This window comes from Bartonella sp. AA1HLJMS (assembly GCF_042197445.1).
Classification (GTDB): Bacteria; Pseudomonadota; Alphaproteobacteria; order Rhizobiales; family Rhizobiaceae; genus Bartonella.
Genome location: NZ_JBHIRW010000001.1, coordinates 67,608 through 93,944, shown reverse-complemented (window position 1 = coordinate 93,944; position 26,337 = coordinate 67,608). Strand labels below are relative to the sequence as shown.

The window sequence follows — 26,337 nt, the reverse complement described above, 5'->3', positions numbered from 1 at the left end:
AAATATTATGACTACTGAAATTCGTGTTCCTACTTTGGGCGAATCGGTTACCGAAGCAACGGTTGGCAAATGGTTTAAAAAACTTGGCGAAGCTGTCGCTATGGATGAGCCTTTGGTTGAATTAGAAACTGATAAGGTAACTGTTGAAGTTCCTTCTCCTGTTGCTGGGAAATTATCTGAAATCATTGCAAAAGAAGGCGATACGGTTGAAGTAAATGCTCTTTTAGGAGTGGTGAAAGCTGGAGAAGCTGGTATCTCCCAATCACTTTCACCTTCTGCTACACTTGTTCCAGCGGCTTCATCTGAATCGGAGAAGCCTGCTTTGAGTAGTGCAATGCCTCCTTCTCCTTCAGCAGCAAAATTGATGGCTGAAAATAATGTTGCAAAAAGCGATATTTCAGGTTCTGGAAAACGTGGACAAATTCTTAAAGAAGATGTTCTTGGTGGATTAAAACAAAGTACAAATGCCCCTACACCCTCTTCTTCTGCGGCGAGTTCTTCGGCACCTCCTGTCCAAGAAACACGTGAAGAGCGGGTTCGTATGACGAAATTGCGTCAAACAATTGCTCGCCGTCTTAAAGATGCACAAAATGTAGCAGCAATGTTAACCACATTTAATGAGGTTGATATGTCAGCGGTGATGGATTTGCGCAAGCGTTATAAGGATCTTTTTGAAAAGAAACATGGCGTTAAGCTTGGTTTTATGGGTTTTTTTACCAAGGCTGTTTGTCATGCATTAAAAGAACTTCCTGCTGTTAATGCAGAGATTGATGGGACAGATATTGTTTATAAAAACTATGTCAATGTTGGAATTGCTGTTGGAACGGATAAAGGGCTTGTTGTTCCAGTGGTGCGAGATGCAGATCAAATGTCATTGGCAGAGATTGAAAAAGAGATTGGTCGTTTGGGGCGTCTTGCGCGTGATGGAAAATTAGCCGTTTCTGATATGCAGGGCGGAACTTTTACCATTACCAATGGTGGTGTGTATGGATCGTTGATGTCAACACCGATTTTGAATGCACCACAATCTGGTATTTTGGGAATGCATGCGATTAAAGAGCGAGCAATGGTTGTTGAGGGTCAAGTTGTGATCCGCCCCATGATGTATTTAGCGCTTTCTTATGATCACCGTATTGTGGATGGGCAAGAAGCTGTGACTTTCCTTGTGCGTGTTAAGGAAAGCTTAGAAGATCCGGAACGCCTTGTTCTTGATTTGTAAAATACAGTTTTCAGGATGAAAGGAGAAACGGATGTCTTATGATGTGGCTGTGATCGGAGCGGGTCCAGGTGGTTATGTAGCAGCAATAAAAGCGGCGCAACTGGGACTTAAAGTAGCAATTATTGAAAAGCGTACAACATTAGGAGGAACATGTCTCAACGTTGGTTGTATTCCTTCTAAAGCGTTGTTGCATGCTTCAGAAGTGTTTTCTGAAACCCAGCATGGTTTTGAAACGCTTGGTATTTCTATTGGTAAATCTAAGCTTAATCTTGAACAAATGATGGTTCATAAGAAAGCTGTGGTGACAGCCAATACGAGTGGTGTTTCTTTTTTGATGAAAAAAAATAAAGTTGATACTTTTTTTGGGACAGCCAAAATTTTGAATGCGGATCATGTGGAAGTTGTTGCCAGAGATGGTAATAAACAAACAATTGAGACAAAAAATATTATTATTGCTACCGGTTCAGAGAATTCAGGCATTCCAGGGGTGAATGTTGAAATTGATGAAAAGACTATTGTTTCTTCTACGGGAGCTCTTTCGCTTGAAAAAGTACCAACGCATATGATTGTAGTAGGTGCTGGTGTCATTGGTTCAGAACTTGGATCAGTTTGGAGCCGTTTAGGTGCTAAGGTGACCATTATTGAGTATCTTAATAAAGTTTTGGGCTCAATGGATGGTGAAGTTTCACGGCAATTTCAGAAATTAATGGAAAAACAGGGAATTGAATATAAAACGGGTGCAAAGGTAACAGCTGTTACACAATCTGACTCAACTGCTCAGGTGAGCTTTGAATCTGTCAAAGGTGGTGAATCTGAAACTTTAGAGGCTGATGTTGTGCTTATTGCTACTGGACGTTCTCCTTATACAGAGGGGCTTGGCTTACAAGAGGCTGGTGTTCAGTTAGATGAACGCGGATTTATTGCAATTGATGCCCATTGGCAGACGAATGTTCCAGGAATTTATGCAATTGGTGATGTCGTAAAAGGGCCAATGTTAGCACATAAAGCAGAGGAAGAAGGCATTGCTGTGGCAGAGATTTTGGCAGGTCAAAAAGGGCATGTTAATTTTGATGTTATTCCTAGTGTTGTTTATACACAGCCGGAAATTGCGAGTGTAGGAAGAACAGAAGAAGAGCTAAAAACTGCTGGTATTGAATATAATGTTGGCAAATTTCCTTTTATGGCCAATGGTCGTGCACGTGCAATGCAAAAGAGTGATGGGTTCGTTAAAATCCTTTCTGATAAAAAAACAGATAGGGTATTAGGAGGACATATTCTTGGATTTGGTGCTGGTGAAATGATCCATGAAATTGCAGTTTTAATGGAATTTGGTGGTTCATCAGAAGATCTGGGACGTTGTTGCCATGCACATCCTACCTTATCAGAAGCCGTGCGTGAGGCAGCTTTGGCAACATTTGCTAAACCACTTCATATTTAAAAAGCTTTTAAAAAGTACATTTTAAAAGGCACATGAGGCAGAAAATATTAGTGAAGCATGCAACAACATTTTAAAACTTTAAAAAGGAATATAACCAATTGTATTAAAATGTTCCATTTGTTGTATGCTTTTCGATAATTACTGTTTTAGATATCTGTTGTGCAGTTTTGATTGATTATTCTGTTGTGCACTATCGTTTAGAGCGGTGGTGTTTCGTCTATGTAAAGTTTTATATATGGGGTAGTTTTTATACTGTTATAAAATATTTAAGATAGGATTCCGAGCTTATCTGCGTGTTTTGTGTTAAGCAAACATCTCTCAAAATGCTCAAATCTACTTCGCGATGGTGGCTCGTGAATGGTATAACTGTAAAGTTCCTCTTGAAATATATGAAATTCATTCAAACTGTTACAAGACCTATTGTGCACCATCATCTTTATGTTTAGTAAAAGTACACACTGACATTATAATACACTTTTTCAGTTTTCAATATTGCTAAAGCTCTTTATTATTTGAGCGTTTTCATAAGAGAAATTTGTCATTTTTTACTCATACGCTTGCTTTGTTTGTGATGTGCAGACAAAAGATTTTAATTGCTTCAATGTGAGAGAGTTTGTGATTAAGATAATCTTATAGTATTCAGCGTAACGTTATATATGAAGAGGGAAGGGATTGAATATTCTAAAAAATACCGCTCTTATTTAAAAGAGCAGTATTTTTATATCTTTTGTTTATGACACTATCTTTTTGATGATAAGACAAGTCATACAGTGTGATTAAATTAGTTTTTGCTTCTCTGTTTATCTTGATCATTGCTTGCTATGTCTTAAAAAGATGATATGTCTCTTCTTTAAGGTTGTTAAGAAATCGCAATGTTGCCAAAATATAACGAATAGCTAAAATTTTTTTGAAAACCATAATTACACGAGAATATTAAGTTTGTTTTCATTGAGCAGTTTTGTGATAACTTAAAAAATTAAGCATATGCTTTCTATAAGTATTAAAATTGTAATTTTTTATCCTCTTGTTGTTCTCTTATAAAAGTGGGAAGCCCCATATGATCAAGATATTTAAGGAAAGGGTGGGGTGGTAATTCTTCTACATTGACCATAGTTTTAACATCCCATTCGCCTGTGGCAATAAGAAGAGCTGTTGCGGCTGCTGGTACGCCAGCTGTATAGGAAATGCCTTGTGCCCCAGTTTCATGAAAAGCTTGTTTGTGATCGGCTATATTATAGATAAAAATTTCTCTCGGGTTTCCATCTTTTTCGCCTTTAATAAGACCCCCAATACAGGTTTTTCCTGTGTAGTCTGGGGCGAGAGAGGAAGGGTCGGGTAAGACGGCCTTCACGACTTTCAAGGGCACAACTTCTTGACCTTCTGCCGTTTTAATTGGTTGTTCGGATAAGAGTCCGAGGTTTTTTAGAACCGTAAAAACAGTGATATAACGATCACTAAATCCCATCCAGAAACGGACATTCTCTACATCAAGATTTTTGGAAAGTGAATGAATTTCATCATGTCCTGTCATATAGGCTTTTTGTTTTCCCACAACGGGAAGATCCCATTCATGGCTGATTTCAAACATTTTATTGGAAGTCCATTTTTTATTTTGCCATGACCATACTTGTCCTGTAAATTCACGGAAGTTAATTTCTGGATCAAAATTTGTAGCAAACCAACGCCCATGATTTCCGGCATTAATATCAATAATATCAATATCTGTGATTTTATCAAAATAATCATCGCGCGCTAATGCAGCATAAGAATTCACTACACCTGGGTCAAAACCTGCTCCTAAAATAGCGGTTATACCAGCTTTTTCACATTCTTGACGTCGAGGCCATTCATAATTGCCATACCAAGGAGGTGTTTCACAAATTTTCAATGGGTCTTCATGAATTGCGGTATCGATATAAGCGCATTTGGTTTCAATACAAGCTGAAAGAACAGACATATTAAGAAAGGCAGAACCAACATTAATGACAATTTCGCATTTGGTCTTTTGGATGAGCTTTATAGTTTCTTCTACATTCATGGCATTGAGCGAATGGCTTTTGAAAACACCCTGTTCTTTCATTGTGTTTTTTTCTTTAATAGAAGCAATGATGGCCTCACATTTTTTGAGTGTTCGTGAAGCAATATGAATTTCACCAAGAATATCGTTGTTTTGAGCGCATTTATGCGCAACAACTTGTGCAACACCTCCGGCACCAATAATGAGAACATTTTTTTTCATTGTAGGTCCATCTCCTTTTTAATACTGTTGTATGACGTTTTTTATGGTTTATCTTTATGAAAGGCTTTCCTGATAGTCGTTATAGCTGAATTGGCGTTGAAGTGTTAATGTACCATCGCACTCTTTGAGAACAATAGCAGGCATTGTAACGCCATTAAACCAGTTTTTCTTGACCATTGTATAACCTGCTGCATCCTGAAAAGACAGTCTATCGCCTATTTTAAGAGGTTTTTGAAATTGAAATGTTCCAAAAATATCGCCGGCAAGACAAGACTTTCCACAAATCATAATTTCGTGTGGACCTTGATTGGGTTCTAATTTGGCATTCTCACGATAAATGAGAAGATCAAGCATATGTGCTTCAATTGAGCTATCAACGATGGCTAGATTCTTTTCATTATACAATGTGTCAAGAACACTGACTTCTAAAGTGGTGCTTTTGGTAATAGCAGCTTCTCCTGGTTCTAGAAAAAGAGTGACACCATGAGTTTTAGAAAATTGTTTTAAGCGTTTTGCGAAAGCTTCTAGAGGATAATTTTCAGCCGTAAAATGGATTCCGCCGCCAAGGCTTATCCAGTCAACAGCAGAAAAAAGTTCTGCAAATTTTTCTTCCATATACCCAAGCATTTGGTTAAAAAGATTAAAGTCAGCATTTTCACAATTGTTATGGATCATCAATCCGTTGATAAGAGGCAGAACTTCTTTGATAGCGCTTTGGTTTGTTTCTCCTAAGCGGCTAAAAGGGCGAGAGGGGTTGGCAAGATCAAAATTTGATGCGCTCATTCCTGGGTTTAACCTTAAACCTCTTTGAATGGTTTTTGTTGCATCAGAAAAGCGTTGAAGCTGTTGGATGGAATTAAAGATGATTTTATCTGCATAACCACAGGCTTCATCAATTTCATCATCTGCCCAAGCCACTGAATAAGCATGGGTTTCTTTGCCAAATTTTTCTCTTCCTAAACGCAGTTCATAAAGGGATGATGATGTGGTTCCATCCATGAACTCAGACATTAAATCAAAAACACTCCATGTGGCAAAACATTTCAAAGCAAGTAAAATTTTAGCTCCGGACATTTCCCGTAAACGAGAAATTGTTTGCATGTTTTTGATGAGTTTCGATTTGTCTATAAGATAGTAGGGGGTTTTTATCATCATTTATTCATTCTTTTTTGTAGGATCTTATTGCCAAGATCAACGTTTAGTACAAAGAGTAACAGAATGTCTCAAGAAAAAAGAATCTTAAGAAAAGAATCTGTTTCTGTCCAGCAAGAGAAAGGCTTTCTGTAATTACTGTTGTTTATTATGTTGAGTTTTTTGTTATGAGTATGAAAAAAAAATTATATTATGCTTTAGCTTTTGTATTTGTTAGCAGTTTTTTCATTATAACAACCACTCTTATTAATTGGGGGCAAAATAGGAGTGATGCTAAAGCCAAACTGGTTACTCAGACTTCTCTCCAAGATATTTCGGTGCCTTTGATTTTTACGGGGCGTAGAGAACTTAATGGTTTTAAAGGTTATCGTCATTATCGGCGTGGTTATCGTAAATACAGTGATAATTGGTGGTATCCTGAAGTGGCATTTATTACATCACCGCACTTAAGCACAAAAGGCGCATCATTAAAAGTTGTACCAGATGCTAAAAAAGTGTTTTTAACGTCTTCTTCGGAAAAATTAGAAAAAAAAGAGCCATGGATGCTTAAACAACATATTGAATCTTGCCTTGCGCGTTATCGCTCTTATAATAAAAATGATAATAGTTTTCAGCCTTTTCATGGGGGGCGTAGGCAGTGTTTATCACGCTTTTTTAAAGGATAGAAATTAAATAAAATTTTAATTGCTTCTTGTCGTGAGCGTTATTGTTCTTACAATAAAGAGAAGACTTGTGTGGTGCGCAGTATTTTCATGCAAGCATTGTTTTTTTAAAAATTTTAAATGCTTTTAAGTTTTATTAAATCTTATTATCATTAAGTGTGGAATGGGGGTGAGAATATAAGTTTTTGTTTTGTCGATGACAAAATATTAAGGTAAAATGGAGTTTAAAGAATGACAACACGGGAAGCAATGTTGGTATTGCTCGTTTTGCTTCCCTTTGGTGGAAGTGCTGTCATTGGCTTTTTTCGTTCGACAGCAAAAAATAATGAAGCGTGGTTTGCTGGGGTTGTCGCACTTTTCTGTCTTATTTTTGCAATAATGCTTTATCCGGAAGTTCGCGGAAACCACATAGTGCGTTTAGATATTTCTTGGCTTCCAGAATGGGGAAGCGATTTGATTCTCCGCATAGATGGTTTGTCGTGGCTTTTTTGCTTGCTTATTACAGGGATTGGGCTGCTTGTTGTCATTTATTCACGTTATTACATAGATCCAGCGGATTCTGTACCGCGTTTTTTTTCCTTTTTTTTGGCCTTTATGGGATCAATGATAGGAATAGTTTTATCAGGTAATCTCGTCTTTTTGGTTGTTTTCTGGGAACTTACCAGTATTTTTTCTTTTTTGCTGATCGGCTATTGGTACCATAATGCAAGTGCGCGTGAGGGTGCGCGTATGGCTCTAACGATCACAGGTTTTGGCGGCTTTGCTCTTTTTATTGGAGTTTTATTGATTGGGTATACTGTTGGCAGTTTTGATTTGGATAAGGTGCTACAGTCTGGAGATATGATCCGGTCAAGTTCTCTTTATAGTCCTATCCTTATTTGTATTTTATTGGGAGGGTTAACAAAAAGCGCGCAATTTCCCTTTCATTTTTGGCTACCTAACGCGATGGCTGCTCCAACTCCCGTATCGGCTTATTTGCATTCGGCAACAATGGTAAAAGCGGGATTGTTTTTGCTTGTTCGTTTATGGCCTGTGCTCTCTGGAACAGAATCTTGGTTTTGGCTGGTTGGCTTTTCAGGACTCTCAACTCTTCTTCTAGGTGCCTATTTTTCCATGTTTCAGCAAGACTTGAAAGGACTGCTTGCTTACTCGACTATTAGTCATCTTGGATTAATTACAACACTTTTAAGTCTTGGTAGTCCACTTGCATGTGTTGCGGCGATCTTTCATATGGCCAATCATGCTACTTTTAAAGCTTCTTTATTTATGGCTGCTGGCATTATTGATCACGAGACGGGAACACGTGATATGCGTAAACTGTCAGGGCTTTATCGTTCTATGCCTATCACAGCAACTCTTGCTTTAGTTGCGAGTGCAGCGATGGCTGGGGTTCCTTTGTTGAATGGTTTTTTATCGAAAGAGATGTTTTTTGCTGAAGCTGTTGAAACGCATATGGAATCATGGCTCGATTGGATTGCGCCTTATGTGGCAACGCTAGCTAGTCTGTTTAGTGTGACCTATTCTATACGCTTTATTCATGGCGTTTTTTTAGGACCAAAGCCTGACAATTTACCCAAGACTCCCCATGAACCACCGCATTTCATGCGTTTACCAATGGAGCTTTTGGTGTTTATTTGTTTAGCGGTTGGTATTTTTCCTAATTTAACAATAGGACCTATTTTAGATAATGCGGTCGTGTCTGTTTTAGGACCAATGACAATTCCTTATAGTTTGGCTGTTTGGCATGGGTTTAACACTCCATTAGTGATGAGCTTTGTTGCATTATTAGGGGGCGGATTGCTCTATGCTGTTGGGCATCGTTATTTTTTATCCTGTGATGATGGGGCTCCTTTTTTCCGTCACTTAAAAGGACCGCGTATTTTTGAACGCATTCTCGTAATTATTTCTTGGAAATGGGCCCGTGCGGTGGAGTCTGCTTTGTCAACACGCCGTTTGCAGATCCAATTGCATTGGATTTTTTGGGTCTGTTTTGCCTTTGTTGGTCTTTTACTTTGGTGCGATGGTTTCATTCCAGTGGGGACATTACCGCTTTTTCCACTTGATATTCCTTTTCTCGCTCTTTGGCTGGTTGGCGGATTATGTGCGCTTTTAGTTGCTTGGCGAGCAAAGTTTCATCGTCTTGCTTCACTTATGCTTTTAGGGGGAGCTGGTTTGATGACTTGTGCAACCTTTTTATGGCTTTCTGCTCCTGATTTAGCAATAACACAATTGGTTGTTGAGGTTGTTACAGTCGTTTTATTATTGCTTGGTTTACGGTGGTTGCCTAAACGTTTGCATGACCCTAGGCCAGCTGCTGTTCATTTTTGGGTTCGCTTGCGTCGTTTCCGTGATTTCATCATATCCCTTGTAGGAGGTGCTGGTGTAGCATGGCTTTCTTTTGCAGTGATGACACGTCCCCAAGGTACAACGATTTCTGATTTTTTTCTAACGCATGCTTACTCAGATGCTGGTGGTCGCAATGTTGTGAATGTGTTATTGGTTGATTTCCGTGGTTTTGATACCATGGGAGAAATTGTGGTTTTGGGTGTTGTTTCCCTTACTGTTTTTGCACTCTTACGACGTTTTCGTCCTGCGCCTGAGAGTATTGATGCGCCTTTTCAACAACGTATCCAGAAAGCCTTTGATATAGCTCAGCCTAATCGAAATGTGGGAGATACAGTATTGAATTATTTAGCTGTTCCTGCTGTTATTATGGGTTGGCTCTTTCCAATTATTATCGCTTTTGCTATTTATTTATTCATGCGAGGGCATGATCTGCCAGGAGGTGGATTTGTCGGTGGTATTACTTTGGCTATAGGATTTATTTTACAATATCTTGCACGCGATATTCGGTGGGTGGAAACGCATTTGAGAGTTTTACCTTTGCGTTGGATAGGCTTTGGTTTATTATTGTCAGTCGTAACGGGGATGGGCTCTTGGTTTTTTGGATATCCTTTTTTAACATCCTTTTTTCGATATATTCATCTTCCGTTAATTGGGAAAGTTACCATGGCATCTGCTTTTTTGTTTGATTTTGGTGTGCTTTCTCTTGTGTTAGGAGCAACTGTTCTCATTTTAATTGCACTTGCACACCAGTCAATTAGGAGTTACCGAATCGGTAAGAAACCTATTTTAAAAGAGAAGGAAAATTAATGGAAATTGTTCTTTCTTTGGGTATCGGTGTTTTTGTCGGATCAGGTATTTGGCTTGTTTTGCGTCCACGTACTTTTCAAGTCATTCTTGGTTTGTCCTTGATCTCCTATGGTGTTAATCTTTTTATATTTTCAATGAGTAGACCGCGTAGTAATGCTGCTCCAATTGTTGATCCTACCACTGTTATTAATCCAGCTAATTATGTCGATCCTCTTCCACAAGCCTTGGTTTTAACTGCGATTGTGATTGGTTTTGCAACAACAGCTTTATTTTTAGTTATCTTGTTGGTTTCACGTGGTTTAACGGGTTCTGATCACGTTGATGGACGTGAGGTGCAATAATGGAAATAGGAGTGCATCATCTCCTTATTTTGCCTATTCTTTTGCCGTTAATCACTGGAGCACTTCTTCTTTTTTATGATGAACGTCGTGCAAGACTTAAATCATTCATCAGTCTTTCTTCTGCGGGACTGTTGGTCGTTACTGCCATTTTATTGATTATACGTACTCTTGAAATAGCACCGGCTTGCGATGTTTATCGACTTGGTAATTGGCCGTCTTCTTTTGGAATTGTTTTAGTCCTTGATCGCTTAAGCGCTATGATGCTTTTACTTTCCAGCTTGTTGGTGACTAGCGTGTTGGTTTTTGCGCGGGCTCATTGGTACAAAGCTGGTTCTCATTTTCAGTCACTAATGCAATTTTTTATGGTGGGGATAAATGGTGCTTTTTTGACTGGCGATTTATTTAATTTATTTGTGTTTTTTGAAGTTATGTTAACGGCTTCCTATGGGCTTGCTTTGCATGGTTCTGGTCAGACACGCGTGCGCGCAGGATTGCATTATGTTGTGGTTAATCTTGTTGCTTCATTATTTTTTTTAGTTGGTATAGCGCTCATTTATGGAGTCGTTGGTACTCTTAATATGGCCGATTTGGCTGTTAAAATAAAATATATATCTTCTACAGATATTGTTTTGTTCGAAATAGGTGTTGCACTTTTAGGTATTGCTTTTTTGCTTAAAGCGGGTATGTGGCCGCTTAATTTTTGGTTGGTGCCAACTTACAGTGCAGCAGCAGCGCCTGTTGGAGCTTCTTTTGCACTTTTGAGCAAGGTTGGTATTTATATTATTTTACGTTTAACGTTGCTATGGTTTGGTCCTGAAAGTGAATATTTTAACCATTTTGGTCATACGGTTTTGTTTTATGGTGGGCTTGCCACTATGATTGTTGGTTTTATTGGGGTATTGGCGAGCCAAGTTTTGGTGCGTTTGGCAGCTTATAGCGTTCTTGTCTCTTCTGGTACATTGTTGGCTGCGATCGGGATAGGCAATACAGCACTGACAGCAGGCGCACTTTTTTATATTGTTTCTTCAACTTTAGCACTGGGAGCTTTTTTTCTTTTGGTAGAGTTAGTTGAACGCTGTCAAGATGTGGCTGCTAATGTTCTTGCTGTCACAATGGAGGTGTATGGTGACGATGAAGAGGAGGAAGAAGATGAAGTTGGCATCTATTTTCCAGTAACCTTGGCAATTCTTGGAGCTTGTTTTGGTATCTGTGCCATTTTGATTATTGGATTGCCGCCTTTTTCTGGTTTTGTTGCTAAATTTATGATGTTCATGGCAATTTTAAACCACAGTAGAGAGGATTTTTCTGCTTCTCTTCCGGTTTACCAAGATTGGCTTTTTGTAATTTTTGTCACTCTCTCTGGTTTTGCGGCTTTGATTGCATTGACACGAACGGGTATCCGAACTTTTTGGGTTTCTCTTGAAGGGCGTATTCCTCGTGTGCAAGTGATAGAATTTGCGCCTATTGCCGTTCTCCTTGCTTTGTGTTTTCTTATAACAATTGTAGCCAGTCCTGTTAGTCATTATATGTCTGAAACTGCTAAGACTTTGTATGAACCTCAAAACTATATTGGGAGCGTTTTAACGGATTTTTCTCTCGAAAATAGGGAGATAAGTAAATGAATTGTTTTTGTCCTTCCCCTTTTTTCAGTGGTGTCATTGTCCTTATGTGGCTTATTTTAAATGGTTTTAGTTTAGGGCAATTGCTTTTAGGGATTTTAACCGCTTTGTTTTGTGGTTGGATGATACGGCTTCTGGAGCCGGAGAAGGTTGTTATTAAAAGCTGGAGTGCGGTTTTTCGTCTCGTTTTTCGAGTATTTATAGATTCTATATTCTCAAATGTTTCGGTGGCTTGGTTTGTTTTAACAAAAAGGTCTCGAGTGCAGAAATCTGGTTTTATTGTAGTACCTCTTCTGCTTCATAATCGCACTGCTTTGGCTATTTTAGCATGCATCCTTTCGGCAACCCCTGGAACTGCTTGGGTTGCCTATAATAGTAAAAAGGGTGAACTTTTGCTTCATGTCTTAAATTTAAAAAATGGATATGATTACAAACAGTTGATCAAACAACGGTATGAGCAATTGCTTTTGGAGATTTTTTTATGAGTATGGTGATTCTTTATTGGGGGCTTTTCTTTTCACAGTTTTTTTTAAGTTTAGCGGTGATTTTCGCGCTGTTTCGGTTGATTCGTGGTCCACGGGCGCAGGATAGAATTGTTGGTTTGGATGCCCTTTATATAACCACTATTCTTTTGTTTCTTACATTCGATATTCGTTCAGAAACAACCACTTATTTTGTCGCAGCTCTCATTATTGGATTGTTGGGATCTGTCTCAAGCATCGCTTTGGCGAAATTTCTTATGCGGGGGGAGATTATTGAATGAAAGATGATATATCGCTTGTGGTTGCTATTGCTATCACAGTTTTCTTAATATTAGGGTCTGGATTGACATTGATCGCAACGATAGGTTTGGTGCGTTTTTCCAATTTTTATAAGCGTTTGCATATGCTTTCAGTATGTACGAGTTGGGGCGTTGGTAGTATTCTTATTTCTTCATTTCTTTATTCAATATTTGTGGACCATTATTTTGTTTTTCATGAAGTGTTGCTGATGTTTTTTTTGTTTTTAACAGCACCGGTAGCTTCTATGTTGCTTTCACATACAGCAGCTTATCGACATCATTCAGAAAAACAATCAGAAAAACCGCTGGCTCTTTTATTACACCAAACGGAGGAAAAGCTACCCACATCAGAAGGAACATCACGAGATGAGAGCCAGCGCGATTCTTGAAATGTAAGAATCTTCCTTATTCTGTGCTTTTTTCTTCTACACAGTGGATGGGCTTTTCTTCTTTTGGATCATTAATAAGATCGTAAAATATGGCTTCATTTTTAGTTATCCACCAAATGTATTGTCCACCCACATATTTTCCTCCAGAAGCGGCAATTACATTAGAACCAACGATGCGCTTACCGTTCCATTTTAAATCAACAAGCGCAATATTGCCAGCATTATAGTAAGTTGCTTCAACATACTCTTTGCTTGTTCCCATATCGCATTGATAGGAGACGGTCTCTGTTGTTGGTTCTGGATCATCTGGTACTTCAATGACTAAAGAACTTGCTAATGCATTAATTGAACCGAGGAGGAGCACACTTAAAGTAATGAAAAATTGTTTAGTAAAAGAAATTTTTTTCATAATATTTCCCGTGTTATTTAAAATAATAATGTTGACTCATCTTTACAGAGGATAGGTTTTTTTTCTTCTGGATCCTGAGCAAGGTCATAAAGCGTGACTTCTTTGTTCTTCTCCCACCAGATATACTGAGCTCCTGCAAATTTTGCTCCTGTTGCCGCGATGACATTAGCAGCAATGACACGGTCACCATTCCATTTGAAATCAACCAACGAAATATTATCAGCATTAAGATAGACTGCCTCAATGCGCTCTTTACCTGCTCCAGTTTCACACTGATAGGTAATGGTCTCTGTTTTGGGCTCTGGATTGTCTGGTACTTCAATGATTAAAGAACCAGCTAAGCTATTGTTTGAGTTGAAGAGTGATAAACTTAAAGCGGTGAAAAATCCTAAAATGTGTAAAGTTTTTTTCATGATGCTTCCCTATATTCCTAATATTGTGCACAAAGAATAATTTGACTGATACGATGGTGTCTACGGCAGGATTCGAACCTGCGACCCCAGGATTCATACCACTTCGATTTTCACCGCCAGCCTTATCGGCTGTTTGTGGTCTGGACTGTCTCTTCACCTTGAAGCTTTTGCTCTTTAGGTGCTGCCCGTTCAGTCTCTACACCTTTCTCTCATTTGAAAAGAGACTTGGCTCGGGATTGGCATATAGTCGCCCATGAAGCTTTCCCCGAATTTGAGCAGATTCACTTTGAGGATTTCTTCTCAAAGTGCCCAATTTCTTTAGGAATCCTGTGCTCTATCCTACTGAGCTACGCAGACATCATCATGTTAATCTTTAATAGAAGTATAAAAACGAATCAATTATATTCAATATGAATTAACGAATTTCTGTTAATTTTTGTTCCAAAAAGGATAAAACGGCATCTGGTGAAACATTTTTTGCAATAAATGATTGGCCAAGTCCGCGTGTTAAGATGAAAGTCAAATTGTTTTGCGAAACTTTTTTATCTTGGGCAATGAGAGTCATTAAAGTTTCAGCATCTGGTAGACATCCTGGGATATCCTTTAATTGTGTAGGCAATCCTATAGATTTGAAGTGCGCTTCAATGCGTTGTGTAAGCGTGGGGCTTATTAAATTTAATTGAGCAGAGAATTGATGAGCTAGAATCATCCCAATTGCTACACTTTCGCCATGGATTAAACGGTTGGAGTCATAAGCGGTTGCTGTTTCAAGCATGTGTCCAAATGTATGGCCGAGATTTAAGAGTGCGCGCTCTCCTTTCTCATGTTCGTCACGTGCTACAATGGCAGCTTTAAATTGGCATGAGCGAACAATGGCCTCTGTTCGCATAGGGCCATTAGAGAAAATTTTCTGCCCATTTTTTTCAAGCCACTCAAAAAAGTCAGGTTGGTTAATGAGACCGTATTTTACTATTTCTGCGTAGCCAGCGCGAAATTCGCGCGGTGGCAGGGTATCAAGAAGACACGTGTCAGCAATAACGCATTGTGGTTGATAAAAGGCACCAATAAGATTTTTGCCATATTGGCTATTGATTCCCGTTTTTCCACCAACAGAAGAATCAATTTGTGCAAGAAGCGTTGTGGGCATTTGAATGAAGTTCATGCCACGGCGGATTATACTTGCCGCAAATCCTGCTAGATCACCAATGACACCACCGCCAAAAGCAATAACACAGTCGCCTCTTTCTAAACGCGCAGCAAGAATTTGATCGATGACAACTTGCAGGGTTGAAAATGATTTTGATTGTTCTCCTGCTTCTACAATAATAGGGACAGTATGAATTTTATTTTTTGTTAATTCTGCTTGCAATATCTCCAAATGAAGGGAAGCAACATTTGTATCTGTAACAAGTGCCAAGCGCGTTTGATGAGGATCTTTTTTATTAAGAGCATGTTTAATTTGTGAAGCAGCTTGTGTAATCAGACTCGGACCAATGATGATATCGTAACAGTGTTTGTCCAGTTTAACAGTGACGGTTTTGGTTTGCATGCTGGTTATCCCTATTGTTAATTTCTGTGTATAGGTAGTGCTGTACGGATCGTATAACATTTTGTGCTACGGTATGACGGCTTTCTTTATGACTGTTAATTGTTAAGTTTGCCTTTGCATAGATAGGATAACGCTGTTCCATGAGTTTTTGCATGGTTTCTTTAGGATTGGCTGTTTGAAGCAGGGGACGTGTTGGGTGCTTTGAGACACGTTGCATGAGGATATCAAGATCGACTTTTAGCCATATGGATATACCATTTTGGTGAATGGCTTTTCGGATATTTTCATTTATGTAGGCACCACCACCTGTTGCTAAAACAAGGGGACTTTTTTTCATGAGGTTTAGAATAACACGCTGTTCAAGAGCACGAAATTCGGATTCACCATAAATTTCAAAGAGTTCCGTGATTGTCATTTGTGCAGCTTTTTCAATTTCTTGGTCAGAATCATAAAAAGGTAAACGAAGCATGGTGGCGACGCGTTTTCCGATCACTGATTTGCCTGCCCCCATAAGACCAACAAGGACAAGTGCTCTTTTATCAAGGGACGATAAGAGCTGATTCTTTATTTGTGTTATGGGGACGCGTTTTTGTCGATTGCTTTTCATAACTTTATTTCGGCATTTATCCATCTTAAAGTCAATTCCTGTTAATCTTTGTGAGGCATAATACGAGATAGAATATTTTTGGGTAGGTTATTGTCTTATGCCAACATTGACTAGATTTTTGATGATTCTTTTCATTTTGCTTTCTGTTCTTTTCATTATAATGGGTGCTCTTGTGGTTTGGGTTGAACCAGTAACTGTGGATATGTACATTGATGTTCCCTTGGATTCATGGAATCTTTCTACGGAAGCGAATCAATGAAATGAAAAGTGGTGCTGTGATAGATCATTTTCTTGAGATGATGAGTGCGGAGAGAGGGGCTTCGTCTCATACGCTTGCGGCTTATCAGCATGATTTGCAGTGGGCACAAGACGAATTGTCTTCACACTCTGTTTCGCTTTTTTCAGCACAAAAAGAAGATTTAATTACTCTTTTGTCACTTATGCATACTTTTGGTTTTGCGGCATCGTCGCAAGCGCGCCGTTTATCAACTTTGCGTCAGTTTTATCAATTCCTTTATGCTGAAGGGTTGAGAGCAGATGATCCCTCTCATGATATTGATGCACCTCGTCAGAGGCGTCCTTTGCCCAAAATCATGAGTGAAGATGCAGTGATAAAATTGCTTGATTTTGCGGAGTTAGAAGTCAATCAAGCAGACTATGGGTCCAAAGGTTATTTCCGTGCACTGCGTCTTCAGCTATTGATTGAAATGCTTTATGCAACAGGGTTACGTATTAGTGAGTTGGTGAGTCTGCCGGTTCAGTCTGTTCGAAGGAATGAATACAGCGTTTTGGTTCGTGGTAAGGGCAAAAAAGAACGAATGGTGCTGTTATCAAAAAAAGCATGCCAAGTTCTTTCACAGTGGTTAAATTTGCGTGATCAGGGAAAGGACGCTACGAGTTCTTATCTTTTTCCTGCGCATTCCGAGACAGGATATATTGCTCGTCAAGTCGTTGCACGAGAGTTGAAAAATCTCGCTAGAAGAGCAGGGATAGGAAGTGATAGCTTTTCTCCCCATGTGTTGCGTCATGCTTTTGCTAGTCATCTTTTGCAAAATGGTGCTGATTTGCGTGCCGTTCAACATTTGTTAGGTCATTCTGATATTGCTACCACTCAGATTTATACCCATGTGTTGGAAGAGGGACTTTATCGTTTAGTCAATGAGCATCATCCACTTGCCGATGAGCAAAAGGCTCGTTAAAGAAAAGGTGATGTTTTTGAAAAAGACTTTATAAAGCAAATTATAAGTGTATAAGTGACACTGAATGAGTTGACACAAATGTATAATTATCTTGATTTTGAAAAACCAGTTGCTGATCTTGATGGGAAAATTCTTGAATTAAAAAAAATTTCTCAGGAAAAAGGCAGTCTTGATATGAGTGACGAGATTGCTCGTCTTGAAACGCGTTCCCAAACAGCGTTGCGCGATATTTATAAAAAATTATCGCCGTGGCAAAAAACACAAGTCGCTCGTCATCCGGATCGTCCCCATTTTATGGACTATTCTAAACGCCTATTGAGTGACGTTACGCCTTTGGCCGGAGATCGCAAGTTTGCTGAAGATGAGGCTATTCAAGCGGGGTTTGCACGCTTTAAAGGTGAGGCCGTTGCTTATATTGGTCAAGAGAAAGGTCACGATACGCAAACACGTTTGCGCTATAATTTTGGTTCTGCACGTCCAGAAGGCTATCGTAAAGCTGTACGTATTATGGAAATGGCTGACCGCTTTGGTTTGCCCCTCCTTACTTTTATTGATACAGCAGGTGCTTATCCTGGGGTAAGCGCTGAAGAACGTGGGCAAGCGGAAGCAATTGCTCAATCAACAGCTACAACTTTGCGTTTGAAAGTTCCTGTGGTTTCCGTTGTTATTGGAGAAGGCGGTTCTGGAGGGGCGATAGCAATCGCGGCTGCCAACAAAGTTTATATGTTGGAGCACGCAATTTACTCTGTTATTTCACCAGAAGGAGCAGCTTCTATCTTATGGCGTGATCCAGCTCGTGCAAAAGATGCTGCAATGAATATGCGTATTACCGCTCAAGATTTGTATCGCTTAAAGATTATTGATGGCATTATTTCGGAACCTTTAGGGGGAGCGCATCGTGGCAAAGAGATTGTCATTGATGCAACGGGTGATGTTATTTCAGAGGCTTTAAAAGCTATGGCTGGAAAAGATGGTCAAGTGCTTAAACAAGAGCGAAGGGAAAAATACCTTCAAATTGGTCGGTCTCTAACATAGGTTATTTTTTGTGAGGGGTGTTGGATTGGAGTTTTATTCGATGACATTTAGCAGATTCCTCGCTGTGTGTGTGTTGTTTGTAATGGGACTATTGGCAGCATGTGAAGGAAGATTACCAGCCTCTATTCGCGCTAAAGTTGAACAGCCGTTGCCGCAAGAAATCAAAAATAGAATGGTTCTGTATGATATAGATCCCTATGCACCGATTATGATGCGGTTTTTTAAGGAAGAAAATCTTGCTGAAGTTTGGAAGCAATCTCGTTCAGGACCTTTTATCTTGGTTGCTCGCTATGGCATTTGCAAATGGTCTGGTAAGCTTGGACCTAAATATAAAGAAGGGGATCTTCAGACACCAGAGGGTTTTTATACTATTAGCGCAAACCAAATGAATCCTTATTCAAAATATTATCTCTCTTTTAATATAGGATTTCCTAACCTTTATGATCAGGAAAATGGTCGCACAGGAAGCAATCTTATGGTGCATGGTTCTTGCTTTTCCGCAGGTTGTTATTCTATGAGTGATAAGAACATGGCTCAGATTTATGCGTTTGCACGGGATGCTTTTAAAGGAGGACAAAGAGAGTTTCAGTTGCAGGCTTTTCCTTTCCGCATGACCGAGGTTAATATGTCACGTCATAGCAAGAATCCTCATTATCAATTCTGGGTTATGCTTAAGAAAGGTTATGATTTTTTTGAAAAAAATCGTCAACCTCCAACTGTTGAGGTTTATGAAAAACGTTACGTTTTTAATCGCGATACTGATAAAACTTCAGTTTCTCTAATGCAGTAAGTGTTATTGTATCTTACAGCACCGTAAACACTATCACTTAATAATGGCGATACAGGATATGCAAAAACTTTGCACACAAGGTGTTTAAGTGAGTGGTCAATAGTCTTAAAGTGCAGAGTTTTTTCATAGAGCCTTAATGTAAGTAAATCATATGAAGTGGGAAGCCAAGAGGAATTTTCTCAAAGAAGTTGGATTGTTTGCACATCGGCACTGGTGTCAATCTTCATTTTTAGTGAAGAGTAAGTTAACATAAAATGCACCTCTCTTTTTATTTCTTTCAAAGAGTTTTATTCTTTTATGCTGTAAAATATTGTCTTGTCGTGCTGTTATATAAGATACATTCACATATTTTAAAATGCAATATTGCCTCTGTCTGATTTTGGTTTTTTTCTTAACAGGGATTTTGATTTCAATTAGCTTGAATAAATATAGAGTTGAGCAGAATATTTTAGAACCAAGAATTTGGTCAATCTGTCTGTGAAATGAATCACATGAAGTGGTTTGCAGATGAAGCGCATTTAGAGAGAAAACAATCTGTTTGCAGATTGATGGATATTAAATTTTTTATCATAACAATTTTATTTATAATGATAATTTAGTGTTATTCAAGTTAAATTAGAACCCTGAATACCGTAAGATTCTCTCATTTCAAAGCTGTTCCATGTTGAATAAATTAAAACCATTTGCTTGCACGTTACAAGCAGGGATAACCGCGTGGGTGAAACTGTGTAAGAAAGACTAAAATGCTTTTTACAAACCATCTAAAGTACCAAGGGCTTGTTTCAACATTGGGAATTAGCAAAGTGTGTAATGGTGCCGGTTTGCTCCTTTAAAAGCATAAAGATGGTGGTGCTAATGAATTTAATGTTATATCATTGAAGGGGAGAAAAAATTAAAATTTTATTCCTGGAATGACTAGAGGATTTTCTAAGAGAGCTGTTTTGTCTGCAGTATCTATTGCTGGTTTATTAAAAAAAGCATTGAGAAGCTTTTGTATTGCGTCTTTTTCAACACCATCGGCAATGATGACGAAACGTGTTTGTTTTATTCCTTTTGGCCATGCTGGTAATCTTATGGGAGGATGAAAAAATGTTTGTACGCCATGTAATACAAGTGGGCGATAAGGGTCATCACGTAATGCGATAATTGCTTTAATACGTAATAATTTTGTACCATAACGCTCTTGTAGGAGATCTAAAAAAGCTTCAATTGTGGCGTAATCAACATGACCCTCACAGTTTAGTGAAAAGGTACGAATGGTTTTATGGGGGGGATGATCATGTGGGGTAGTCGTAAGATTTTGTTTAAGTTTTGTATTTTCTACTTTTTCATCCCATAATGTGTTATTTATTAATAGATTTGAACAGAAATCTTTAGAATGGGCGTCAATGATTTGTGCTGTAGGATTCATTGTTTTAAGTGTGCTAAGGAGTGCATCTGAAAGCGTTTGTGGGTCTCTAAGATCTGTTTTGGTGAGAATGATTTTATCAGCAAATATTAATTGTTTATATATTTCAGGATAGCGCTTACATATGGAAAGTGGACTTAATGTATCAAATGTTGCAAGAACAGCATTTATGGACAATGTTTGAATAAACAATGGGTGGCTTAAAAGTATTTTTAAAATAGGGGCGGGATCAGCCATCCCTGTGGTTTCAATGATAATATGATGGAGTTGTTTGATCTGTCCTGTCTGAACGCGATTTATTAAATCAATTAATGTGTCGATGAGATCACTGCGTAAATTACAGCATAAGCAACCATTGGCAAGCTCAATAATTCCTTCTGTTGTTTTTTCAACCAGAAGGTGGTCAATACTGATTTCGCCGAATTCATTGATGATAACAGCACATTCTGTTAGAAGAGGGTCTTGTAGCATACGGTTGAGCAAAGTTGTTTTGCCAGAGCCTAAAAAACCCGTAATAAGCGTGAGAGGGATGCGCTTTATTTTCATGTTAATCATCAATCATAGTTTTGTTTTTAAAAAATATATCTCAGTATGTCTAACCAATTTATAATGATGTCCGTGAGGGATGTAATGGCTAATCCCTCATGAGATCCATTGTACCACTATCTTTACGCTTATAAAGGTAGGTGCATGTGGGTATATTATACACTTTTAGCGTCAATGTTATGATAATTTTTGGTTCTTGAAAGGACTTATAGGAAGGATTTTTATTCCTTGTTTTAATTATTTTATCTACATGTTCATCCACCTTGTGGCGCGCAAGAGACTGGTTTTATTGATTCAACAAATACAGATTTGAAATGAGAGAATCTTACAATACTTGTGGTTTTGACATAAGGTACAAAATAATTAATTATCATTATAAATCAAAGTATTATAATTAATTGTAGATTATGATTTATGGCTTTTTATAGAATGGTTTGCGTGCCTTTTATACGGAATATAGGGTTTTCTTAGTGGTTTTACTGTCATTTTAGGTGTTTGTGGCGTACGAATGAGGTGTACTGATAAAGGATGAGAAAAAGAAGGTGGAGCAGTGATAAAAGGTGAGGTGAGAATAATATTTCCTTGATCATCATATGAATTTGCATGCATTTTTATGGCTTCAGGTGTGCATGTTTGTTGTCTCATATTGTTGGCTTGTGTTATGTTGCTCCCATAAGGTTTTAATGTTGCTAGTGTTAATTGGGGGCTTCCTTGGTGCAAAAATCCTATTTCAAGAAGTTGTGCAGCTTTTTCTTCTCTTTCACTTATGTTGTTAGCACCTAGAATGACAGCAATAATTGTACGTTTATTGCGGGTGGCTGAGGCAACAAGATTAAAACCAGAGGCACAAATAAAGCCTGTTTTCATACCGTCTATCCCATAAAAACGGCCAATGAGGTTGTTTGAGTTATGTTGGATTTTTCGATTATTACCAAAATCAATGGCTGGAATAGAAAAATAATGAGCATATTGTGGAAATTCTCGACGTATTTGAACGGCTAAAAGAGCAATATCGCGTGCCGTGGAGTAGTTTTGAGGATCTGGTAAACCACTTGCGTTCGCAAAATGGGTGCCAAACATGCCTAAACGTTTAGCTTCGCTATTCATTTTACGTACAAAATCTTTCTGTGAACCCGCAACAGCTTCACTCATGGCAATGGCTAAATCATTGGTAGATTTAACCATGGTGATACTTAAGGCTGTATCAAGTGTGAGTACAGAACCAGCTTTATAGCCTGAACGATATGAGGGAGCTTTTGCGGCGTATTCGCTGATGGTGATATGTTTGTTTGGTGAAACTTCCCCTCGGCTCATGGCACGAAAAATAACATAAGCGGTCATTAATTTTGTCAAGGAAGCAGGATACCAACGCTCAAAAGCTTGATTATGTTTTAAGATACGCCTCGTTGTAACATCAACAGAAATAAAAGGCTGCGCTAGAGCAACAGCGCTGGATAAACTCAAAATCACAGAAAAAAATAAATTATAGAAGAGACGTCGCATTAATTTAAATCTAGTTCCCTCTTATTCGTTATTTAGAATTGTTTTAATGTAGCACACAAAGCATTTAAGTCTAGGATAGGAAGGAAAGATGGTTAATTGCTGTATCCGTTGTGTCTGTGGGATAAAAACCAATTCTCATTTTTATTTTCCCCTTGAATTTGGTTTGATGACTTAAGTATCTCAAGAAATACTTTTTAAATAATGAAGATTGTACAAGATTTCAGGTTCTTGGAGGGATTGAATTTCTCAGAAAGGAATGAATCTGCATAATCATGCATTTTTCTTGCTCTCCTGTTAGGATAGCCCTTGGCACTTGAGACGGTTCGTAAAAAGCATTTTAATCTTTTCTTGTATCGTTTTATTCACACAGATATCCCCGCTTGTAATGTGTAAGAAAATGATTCTAATTGATTCAACCTAGAATAGATTTGAAATGAGAAAATCTTACGGTATTCAGGGTTCTCATTCAAGTTGAATAACGCTAAAACATCCTTATAAATCAATGAGATGTATGTTATTTAAATGATTTTAAAGAGAGGAAGAATTCTTTTTCAAAAAAATTTACACATTGATCATTTCTTATCATGTACAAGTGTTTTACAATTTTGAATTAGAAAGTTTGAAGTATCTTTCTTATATTTTTGTTCCCTATACTCCGCTCAATATACAAAGTTATGCATTATTCTTATCAATCAGTGCATTGTTTCATGATGATTTAGTTTTTGAAGTTTCTGAACAGCGTATGGTGGCATAGGAGGAGGGGTAGGATCTTGAGCTGCTAAGAGAAGCAGTTCATCACACGCTTTTTCAGTTTTTTGGACAAGTTGATCTAGAAAATCACGTTTGCTTAAACCCGCTTCTATCGGGGGAAGAATACGGACACGAATTGTTCCGGGATAGCGGCGAAAATTATTGCGTGGCCAATATAAACCCGCATTGTGTGCAATAGGGACAACTTGAAGTCCTAATTCATTATAGAGCGCGACAATTCCTGACTTATAATCTGGTTCTTGACCGGGTTGTCGGCGTGTTCCTTCGGGAAAAATCAAGATTTGGCGCCCTTGTTTTACTTTCTCTTTTGCTTTTTGTATAATCATTTTTAAGGCTTTGATGGGTGTTGTGCGGTTAATGGGGATAATTTGCGTTTTTGCCATATACCAGCCAAACAATGGAATCCACATCAATTCACGTTTTAAAATGAGAGTGGGATCATCAAAATAAGGAACAAGACTGAAAGTTTCCCAAGCCGATTGATGCTTTGGAGCAATGATATAGGGTCCTTTGGGAAGATTTTCTAAACCTTCAATCTCATAATTTGTGCCTGCGATGTATTTTTGCAAAAAGAGTGTAACGCGTGCCCATGTTTTAGGGACAATCCATGCCTTTTTGCGGGGCATTAAAAAATAAACGGGAGCGTAAAGAATCATTTGTATGAAAGTTGTTGTATAAAAAGCGAACGTAAAAAGAATAGAACGAAGGATAAGCACTACATTTTCCATTTTATATCTATAAGAAGACTTCATATATAATATAATTCACATGAGAAAACATCTTCTTTATGTTTTCTCAAGCATCTATTTTTTCGGTAACTCATTTTTCGATATTTAAAAACAGAAGGGAAAGAGGTTAATGGAATTACAAAAAGATAAACTTTTTATTCCACGGATTTTATCTATTGCGGGAACAGATCCTTCTGGTGGCGCTGGAATGCAGGCGGATTTGAAGGTTTTTTCAGCTATGAAAACTTATGGTATGAGTGTGGTTACAGCTGTTGTTGCACAAAATACTCAGGGTGTGCGTTCTTTTCAGGCATTAGATGCTTCTTTTGTTGCAGATCAAATTGATTCTGTTTTTGAGGATATCCATGTTGATGCCGTTAAAATTGGTATGGTTGCAAATGCTCAGATTGCACAGGTTATTGCAGAACGTCTTGCTTATCATAAAGCGCGTTTCATTGTTTTTGATCCGGTTATGGTTGCAAAAAGTGGTGATGTTCTTTTAAAGTCTGATGCAATTGAAATTATGCGTGATGTTCTTGTGCCGATGTCAACTTTGATCACGCCAAATTTGCCTGAAGCTGCATTGTTATTGGGATGTGAAGTGCAATGGTCTTTAGAGACTATGTATCAATATGCTCCACGACTCTTGGCGCTAGGGTGTCATGCAGTTTTGTTAAAAGGGGGACATTTGAATACGCTTACCAAAAATAGTACAGAAAATTACGATTGTTCTAGTCCAGATCTTTATTGTGATTGTGAAAACCTTTTTATACTTGAAGCTTCTCGTCTTTCAACCACTCATGATCATGGGACAGGGTGTACCATTTCTGCTGCCATTGCAGCTCTGTTACCTACTCAACCTTTGGATTGCGCTGTTAAACAAGCAAAAGATTATTTGCATGGCGCTTTAACTGCCTCAGATGCTTTAAAAGTAGGGAAAGGGCGAGGGCCGCTTCATCATTTTTATGCATTATGGAAAGATTAATACAACGGTTGATAGTGAAAAATCTTCACTCTATGAATTTATTTCGTCATTATATGATGTTTTGGACTTGTGACTGATAAGTGTTAGCGCATTGTAGATTAACAGTTATTTTGTATTAAGAAGGATAAGAAAAAATGTTATAATTTGTTTCTTTTATATATTTTTTACGATTAATCTATCCTGTTTCAGAGGCAATTTTGAGTATAAAAAAGAGAGCAAGGAATTGTAAAATCAGGATTTGATAGCAAAAAGAGTAGAGGGAAAGACCTTTTACAAGGCGATATTAAAGCTGGCGGATCCACTATATTCGCTGTTTCTTATATTGGTGGTAAAACAGGATGAGCCAAAATCGTCATCAAAATTATTATATATCTAACATTTACATAGTTTTTGTCGGCATGGATAGGGTTTTCTAAATAGAAATTGATACTTCCTGATGGAATTATCAATGATCTTTCAGGTGATGTGGTAAATTTTTTTCGGATATTACAACGTCATTATCCTTTTTTATGGAACTGCTTTATGAAATTATTGGCGTTTCAGATGAGTAGCCATGAGGAGTTTCAACATTTAATACAGCAAGATCTAGAAACTTTTACGAATTTAGAGCGGACTTTAAGGTTTTTATATTTATAGTGATTAAGCTTTAGCGAGAAGGTAGTCGATTGCACAATCGGATTTTCAATAGACCTGTAGCATATGGTTTAATCTTTTCAAAATTGAATTTTCATTCTGTTGTTTAGCAGAGGTTACCATTAAACATTTAAAATGGTCTGATTTTATTGTGCGCTATGATGGTTTCAATACTTTATGTTACCTTATTTTGATTTGAAGTTATGCTCCTCATGTAAAATAGAATGCATTTATATTGTTAATTCACATGTCTATTTTAAAGAGATTTCGCTCAAAGTGTGTCATATCCATTTTATAATAACGTTCGTGAATGGTCTAAAGCCTCTATGAAGTGTATAAAGCTATTATGCTCCCCATTTTTACGTTTTCAAGGTGAAAGGGGTACTCCTCTATACTATTTTAGCTCCCAATTTTGCGATAATCTTTGGTATTTCAGAGTTTTCAGAAGAAGAGTTTTTATTCCTTTCTTCAAGTGAATTTTATTGATGCCTCAATTTTTCCTGTTATGCGTGAGCAGATGATTGTGAGTGATTTTAATGTATAGAGATTTGAAATGAGATAATCCTATGATATTTTAGACGCTTGCTCAATATGAATAATTATAAATTATCTTTATAAACCAAGTTATTAATTTATTTTTGTATTGAAGATTATTCTGGATAAGAATTTGTTCAAGAAAGAGGATTATCAAATGATGTCCACGCTGTTTGCACAAGTACAAGGGAACATTTCTTTTGTCTTTCAAATGATGTGCCAGAAATCCCAAAA

At 37.9% G+C, this 26,337-nt stretch carries 22 protein-coding genes; 13 read left to right on the top strand and 9 right to left on the bottom strand.

Features of this window, described 5'->3' with window-relative positions:
- Positions 1-7 precede the first annotated feature (7 nt).
- Together odhB and lpdA are read left to right on the top strand one after the other, a co-directional pair.
- Positions 8-1,219: a 2-oxoglutarate dehydrogenase complex dihydrolipoyllysine-residue succinyltransferase gene (odhB, locus tag ACFIQE_RS00385; RefSeq protein ID WP_375611324.1), complete on the top strand. Its 1,212-nt coding sequence runs from the start codon at positions 8-10 to the stop codon at positions 1,217-1,219.
- Positions 1,220-1,250: 31 nt separating this feature from the next.
- Complete coding sequence (gene lpdA / locus ACFIQE_RS00380; RefSeq protein ID WP_375673660.1) at positions 1,251-2,657, top strand: dihydrolipoyl dehydrogenase; 1,407 nt, start codon at positions 1,251-1,253, stop codon at positions 2,655-2,657.
- Between the two features lie 1,000 nt (positions 2,658-3,657).
- Here lpdA and ACFIQE_RS00375 read toward each other — a convergent pair.
- Positions 3,658-4,896, bottom strand: a complete 1,239-nt coding sequence (locus ACFIQE_RS00375; RefSeq protein ID WP_375620911.1) for a saccharopine dehydrogenase NADP-binding domain-containing protein — start codon at positions 4,894-4,896, stop codon at positions 3,658-3,660.
- A 54-nt stretch (positions 4,897-4,950) separates the two neighbouring features.
- Positions 4,951-6,048, bottom strand: coding sequence for a carboxynorspermidine decarboxylase (locus ACFIQE_RS00370; RefSeq protein ID WP_375620959.1), 1,098 nt, complete (start codon positions 6,046-6,048; stop codon positions 4,951-4,953).
- A gap of 167 nt (positions 6,049-6,215) precedes the next feature.
- Here ACFIQE_RS00370 and ACFIQE_RS00365 point away from each other — a divergent pair, with 167 nt between their 5' ends.
- From ACFIQE_RS00365 to mnhG, 7 genes are all read left to right on the top strand, one after another.
- Complete coding sequence (locus tag ACFIQE_RS00365; protein ID WP_375620912.1) at positions 6,216-6,713, top strand: BA14K family protein; 498 nt, start codon at positions 6,216-6,218, stop codon at positions 6,711-6,713.
- A 228-nt stretch (positions 6,714-6,941) separates the two neighbouring features.
- Complete coding sequence (locus ACFIQE_RS00360) at positions 6,942-9,863, top strand: monovalent cation/H+ antiporter subunit A (RefSeq protein ID WP_375620913.1); 2,922 nt, start codon at positions 6,942-6,944, stop codon at positions 9,861-9,863.
- Entirely contained in the window at positions 9,863-10,204 is a 342-nt protein-coding gene (locus tag ACFIQE_RS00355; RefSeq protein WP_273790150.1) for a Na+/H+ antiporter subunit C, read from the top strand. The genes ACFIQE_RS00360 and ACFIQE_RS00355 overlap by 1 nt, the downstream gene beginning before the upstream one ends.
- The gene (locus ACFIQE_RS00350; protein ID WP_375620914.1) at positions 10,204-11,826 is read left to right on the top strand and encodes a monovalent cation/H+ antiporter subunit D; all 1,623 of its coding nucleotides are present in this window, start codon (positions 10,204-10,206) and stop codon (positions 11,824-11,826) included. The genes ACFIQE_RS00355 and ACFIQE_RS00350 overlap by 1 nt, the downstream gene beginning before the upstream one ends.
- A complete protein-coding gene (locus ACFIQE_RS00345) occupies positions 11,823-12,308 on the top strand; it encodes a Na+/H+ antiporter subunit E (protein ID WP_375611318.1) in 486 nt (161 codons plus the stop codon). Before ACFIQE_RS00350 ends, ACFIQE_RS00345 begins: the two co-directional genes overlap by 4 nt.
- On the top strand, positions 12,305-12,586 hold the full coding sequence (locus ACFIQE_RS00340) for a K+/H+ antiporter subunit F (RefSeq protein ID WP_375620915.1): 282 nt from the start codon (positions 12,305-12,307) through the stop codon (positions 12,584-12,586). The genes ACFIQE_RS00345 and ACFIQE_RS00340 overlap by 4 nt, the downstream gene beginning before the upstream one ends.
- Positions 12,583-12,993 carry a monovalent cation/H(+) antiporter subunit G gene (mnhG, locus tag ACFIQE_RS00335; protein WP_375620916.1) on the top strand — a complete coding sequence of 137 codons (411 nt, stop codon included), beginning with the start codon at positions 12,583-12,585 and terminating at the stop codon, positions 12,991-12,993. Before ACFIQE_RS00340 ends, mnhG begins: the two co-directional genes overlap by 4 nt.
- A gap of 16 nt (positions 12,994-13,009) precedes the next feature.
- Here mnhG and ACFIQE_RS00330 read toward each other — a convergent pair whose 3' ends face one another.
- The 4 genes from ACFIQE_RS00330 to ACFIQE_RS00315 all read right to left on the bottom strand — a co-directional run bounded on the left by ACFIQE_RS00330 (position 13,010) and on the right by ACFIQE_RS00315 (position 15,971).
- On the bottom strand, positions 13,010-13,402 hold the full coding sequence (locus ACFIQE_RS00330; RefSeq protein WP_375611316.1) for an MliC family protein: 393 nt from the start codon (positions 13,400-13,402) through the stop codon (positions 13,010-13,012).
- 17 nt (positions 13,403-13,419) lie between these two features.
- Positions 13,420-13,815, bottom strand: coding sequence for an MliC family protein (locus ACFIQE_RS00325; RefSeq protein ID WP_375707175.1), 396 nt, complete (start codon positions 13,813-13,815; stop codon positions 13,420-13,422).
- A 415-nt stretch (positions 13,816-14,230) separates the two neighbouring features.
- Positions 14,231-15,364, bottom strand: coding sequence for a 3-dehydroquinate synthase (gene aroB / locus ACFIQE_RS00320; RefSeq protein ID WP_375707174.1), 1,134 nt, complete (start codon positions 15,362-15,364; stop codon positions 14,231-14,233).
- A complete protein-coding gene (locus ACFIQE_RS00315; RefSeq protein ID WP_375606223.1) occupies positions 15,339-15,971 on the bottom strand; it encodes a shikimate kinase in 633 nt (210 codons plus the stop codon). The genes aroB and ACFIQE_RS00315 overlap by 26 nt, the downstream gene beginning before the upstream one ends.
- Before the next feature lie 260 nt (positions 15,972-16,231).
- Between ACFIQE_RS00315 and ACFIQE_RS00310 the strand changes: the two genes are divergently transcribed.
- The 3 genes from ACFIQE_RS00310 to ACFIQE_RS00300 all read left to right on the top strand — a co-directional run bounded on the left by ACFIQE_RS00310 (position 16,232) and on the right by ACFIQE_RS00300 (position 18,995).
- Positions 16,232-17,170, top strand: a complete 939-nt coding sequence (locus ACFIQE_RS00310) for a site-specific tyrosine recombinase XerD (protein ID WP_375611313.1) — start codon at positions 16,232-16,234, stop codon at positions 17,168-17,170.
- Between the two features lie 78 nt (positions 17,171-17,248).
- On the top strand, positions 17,249-18,205 hold the full coding sequence (locus ACFIQE_RS00305; protein WP_375611312.1) for an acetyl-CoA carboxylase carboxyltransferase subunit alpha: 957 nt from the start codon (positions 17,249-17,251) through the stop codon (positions 18,203-18,205).
- 40 nt (positions 18,206-18,245) lie between these two features.
- Positions 18,246-18,995, top strand: a complete 750-nt coding sequence (locus ACFIQE_RS00300; protein ID WP_375620918.1) for a L,D-transpeptidase family protein — start codon at positions 18,246-18,248, stop codon at positions 18,993-18,995.
- Positions 18,996-19,887: 892 nt separating this feature from the next.
- On the opposite strand, the gene ACFIQE_RS00295 is transcribed toward ACFIQE_RS00300, so the two are convergent.
- From ACFIQE_RS00295 to ACFIQE_RS00285, 3 genes are all read right to left on the bottom strand, one after another.
- Complete coding sequence (locus tag ACFIQE_RS00295) at positions 19,888-20,949, bottom strand: CobW family GTP-binding protein (protein WP_375620919.1); 1,062 nt, start codon at positions 20,947-20,949, stop codon at positions 19,888-19,890.
- A gap of 405 nt (positions 20,950-21,354) precedes the next feature.
- Positions 21,355-22,452: a D-alanyl-D-alanine carboxypeptidase family protein gene (locus tag ACFIQE_RS00290; RefSeq protein ID WP_375611309.1), complete on the bottom strand. Its 1,098-nt coding sequence runs from the start codon at positions 22,450-22,452 to the stop codon at positions 21,355-21,357.
- A gap of 692 nt (positions 22,453-23,144) precedes the next feature.
- The gene (locus ACFIQE_RS00285) at positions 23,145-23,951 is read right to left on the bottom strand and encodes a lysophospholipid acyltransferase family protein (RefSeq protein WP_375620921.1); all 807 of its coding nucleotides are present in this window, start codon (positions 23,949-23,951) and stop codon (positions 23,145-23,147) included.
- A gap of 130 nt (positions 23,952-24,081) precedes the next feature.
- On the opposite strand from ACFIQE_RS00285, the gene thiD reads away from it, so the two are divergent.
- The gene (gene thiD / locus ACFIQE_RS00280) at positions 24,082-24,936 is read left to right on the top strand and encodes a bifunctional hydroxymethylpyrimidine kinase/phosphomethylpyrimidine kinase (protein WP_375620922.1); all 855 of its coding nucleotides are present in this window, start codon (positions 24,082-24,084) and stop codon (positions 24,934-24,936) included.
- The last annotated feature ends 1,401 nt before the right edge of the window (positions 24,937-26,337 follow it).

Coding starts and splice junctions, on each gene's coding strand:
- mnhG (WP_375620916.1), top strand. CDS start 12,583: ATGAAAGATGATATATCGCTTGTGGTTGCTATTGCTATCACAGTTTTC.
- ACFIQE_RS00365 (WP_375620912.1), top strand. CDS start 6,216: ATGAGTATGAAAAAAAAATTATATTATGCTTTAGCTTTTGTATTTGTT.
- ACFIQE_RS00350 (WP_375620914.1), top strand. CDS start 10,204: ATGGAAATAGGAGTGCATCATCTCCTTATTTTGCCTATTCTTTTGCCG.
- thiD (WP_375620922.1), top strand. CDS start 24,082: ATGGAATTACAAAAAGATAAACTTTTTATTCCACGGATTTTATCTATT.
- ACFIQE_RS00345 (WP_375611318.1), top strand. CDS start 11,823: ATGAATTGTTTTTGTCCTTCCCCTTTTTTCAGTGGTGTCATTGTCCTT.
- ACFIQE_RS00295 (WP_375620919.1), bottom strand. CDS start 20,949: ATGAAAATAAAGCGCATCCCTCTCACGCTTATTACGGGTTTTTTAGGC.
- odhB (WP_375611324.1), top strand. CDS start 8: ATGACTACTGAAATTCGTGTTCCTACTTTGGGCGAATCGGTTACCGAA.
- ACFIQE_RS00325 (WP_375707175.1), bottom strand. CDS start 13,815: ATGAAAAAAACTTTACACATTTTAGGATTTTTCACCGCTTTAAGTTTA.
- ACFIQE_RS00290 (WP_375611309.1), bottom strand. CDS start 22,452: ATGCGACGTCTCTTCTATAATTTATTTTTTTCTGTGATTTTGAGTTTA.
- ACFIQE_RS00300 (WP_375620918.1), top strand. CDS start 18,246: ATGACATTTAGCAGATTCCTCGCTGTGTGTGTGTTGTTTGTAATGGGA.
- ACFIQE_RS00370 (WP_375620959.1), bottom strand. CDS start 6,048: ATGATAAAAACCCCCTACTATCTTATAGACAAATCGAAACTCATCAAA.
- ACFIQE_RS00340 (WP_375620915.1), top strand. CDS start 12,305: ATGAGTATGGTGATTCTTTATTGGGGGCTTTTCTTTTCACAGTTTTTT.
- lpdA (WP_375673660.1), top strand. CDS start 1,251: ATGTCTTATGATGTGGCTGTGATCGGAGCGGGTCCAGGTGGTTATGTA.
- ACFIQE_RS00285 (WP_375620921.1), bottom strand. CDS start 23,951: ATGGAAAATGTAGTGCTTATCCTTCGTTCTATTCTTTTTACGTTCGCT.
- ACFIQE_RS00355 (WP_273790150.1), top strand. CDS start 9,863: ATGGAAATTGTTCTTTCTTTGGGTATCGGTGTTTTTGTCGGATCAGGT.
- ACFIQE_RS00330 (WP_375611316.1), bottom strand. CDS start 13,402: ATGAAAAAAATTTCTTTTACTAAACAATTTTTCATTACTTTAAGTGTG.
- ACFIQE_RS00305 (WP_375611312.1), top strand. CDS start 17,249: ATGTATAATTATCTTGATTTTGAAAAACCAGTTGCTGATCTTGATGGG.
- ACFIQE_RS00375 (WP_375620911.1), bottom strand. CDS start 4,896: ATGAAAAAAAATGTTCTCATTATTGGTGCCGGAGGTGTTGCACAAGTT.
- ACFIQE_RS00360 (WP_375620913.1), top strand. CDS start 6,942: ATGACAACACGGGAAGCAATGTTGGTATTGCTCGTTTTGCTTCCCTTT.
- aroB (WP_375707174.1), bottom strand. CDS start 15,364: ATGCAAACCAAAACCGTCACTGTTAAACTGGACAAACACTGTTACGAT.
- ACFIQE_RS00310 (WP_375611313.1), top strand. CDS start 16,232: ATGAAAAGTGGTGCTGTGATAGATCATTTTCTTGAGATGATGAGTGCG.
- ACFIQE_RS00315 (WP_375606223.1), bottom strand. CDS start 15,971: ATGAAAAGCAATCGACAAAAACGCGTCCCCATAACACAAATAAAGAAT.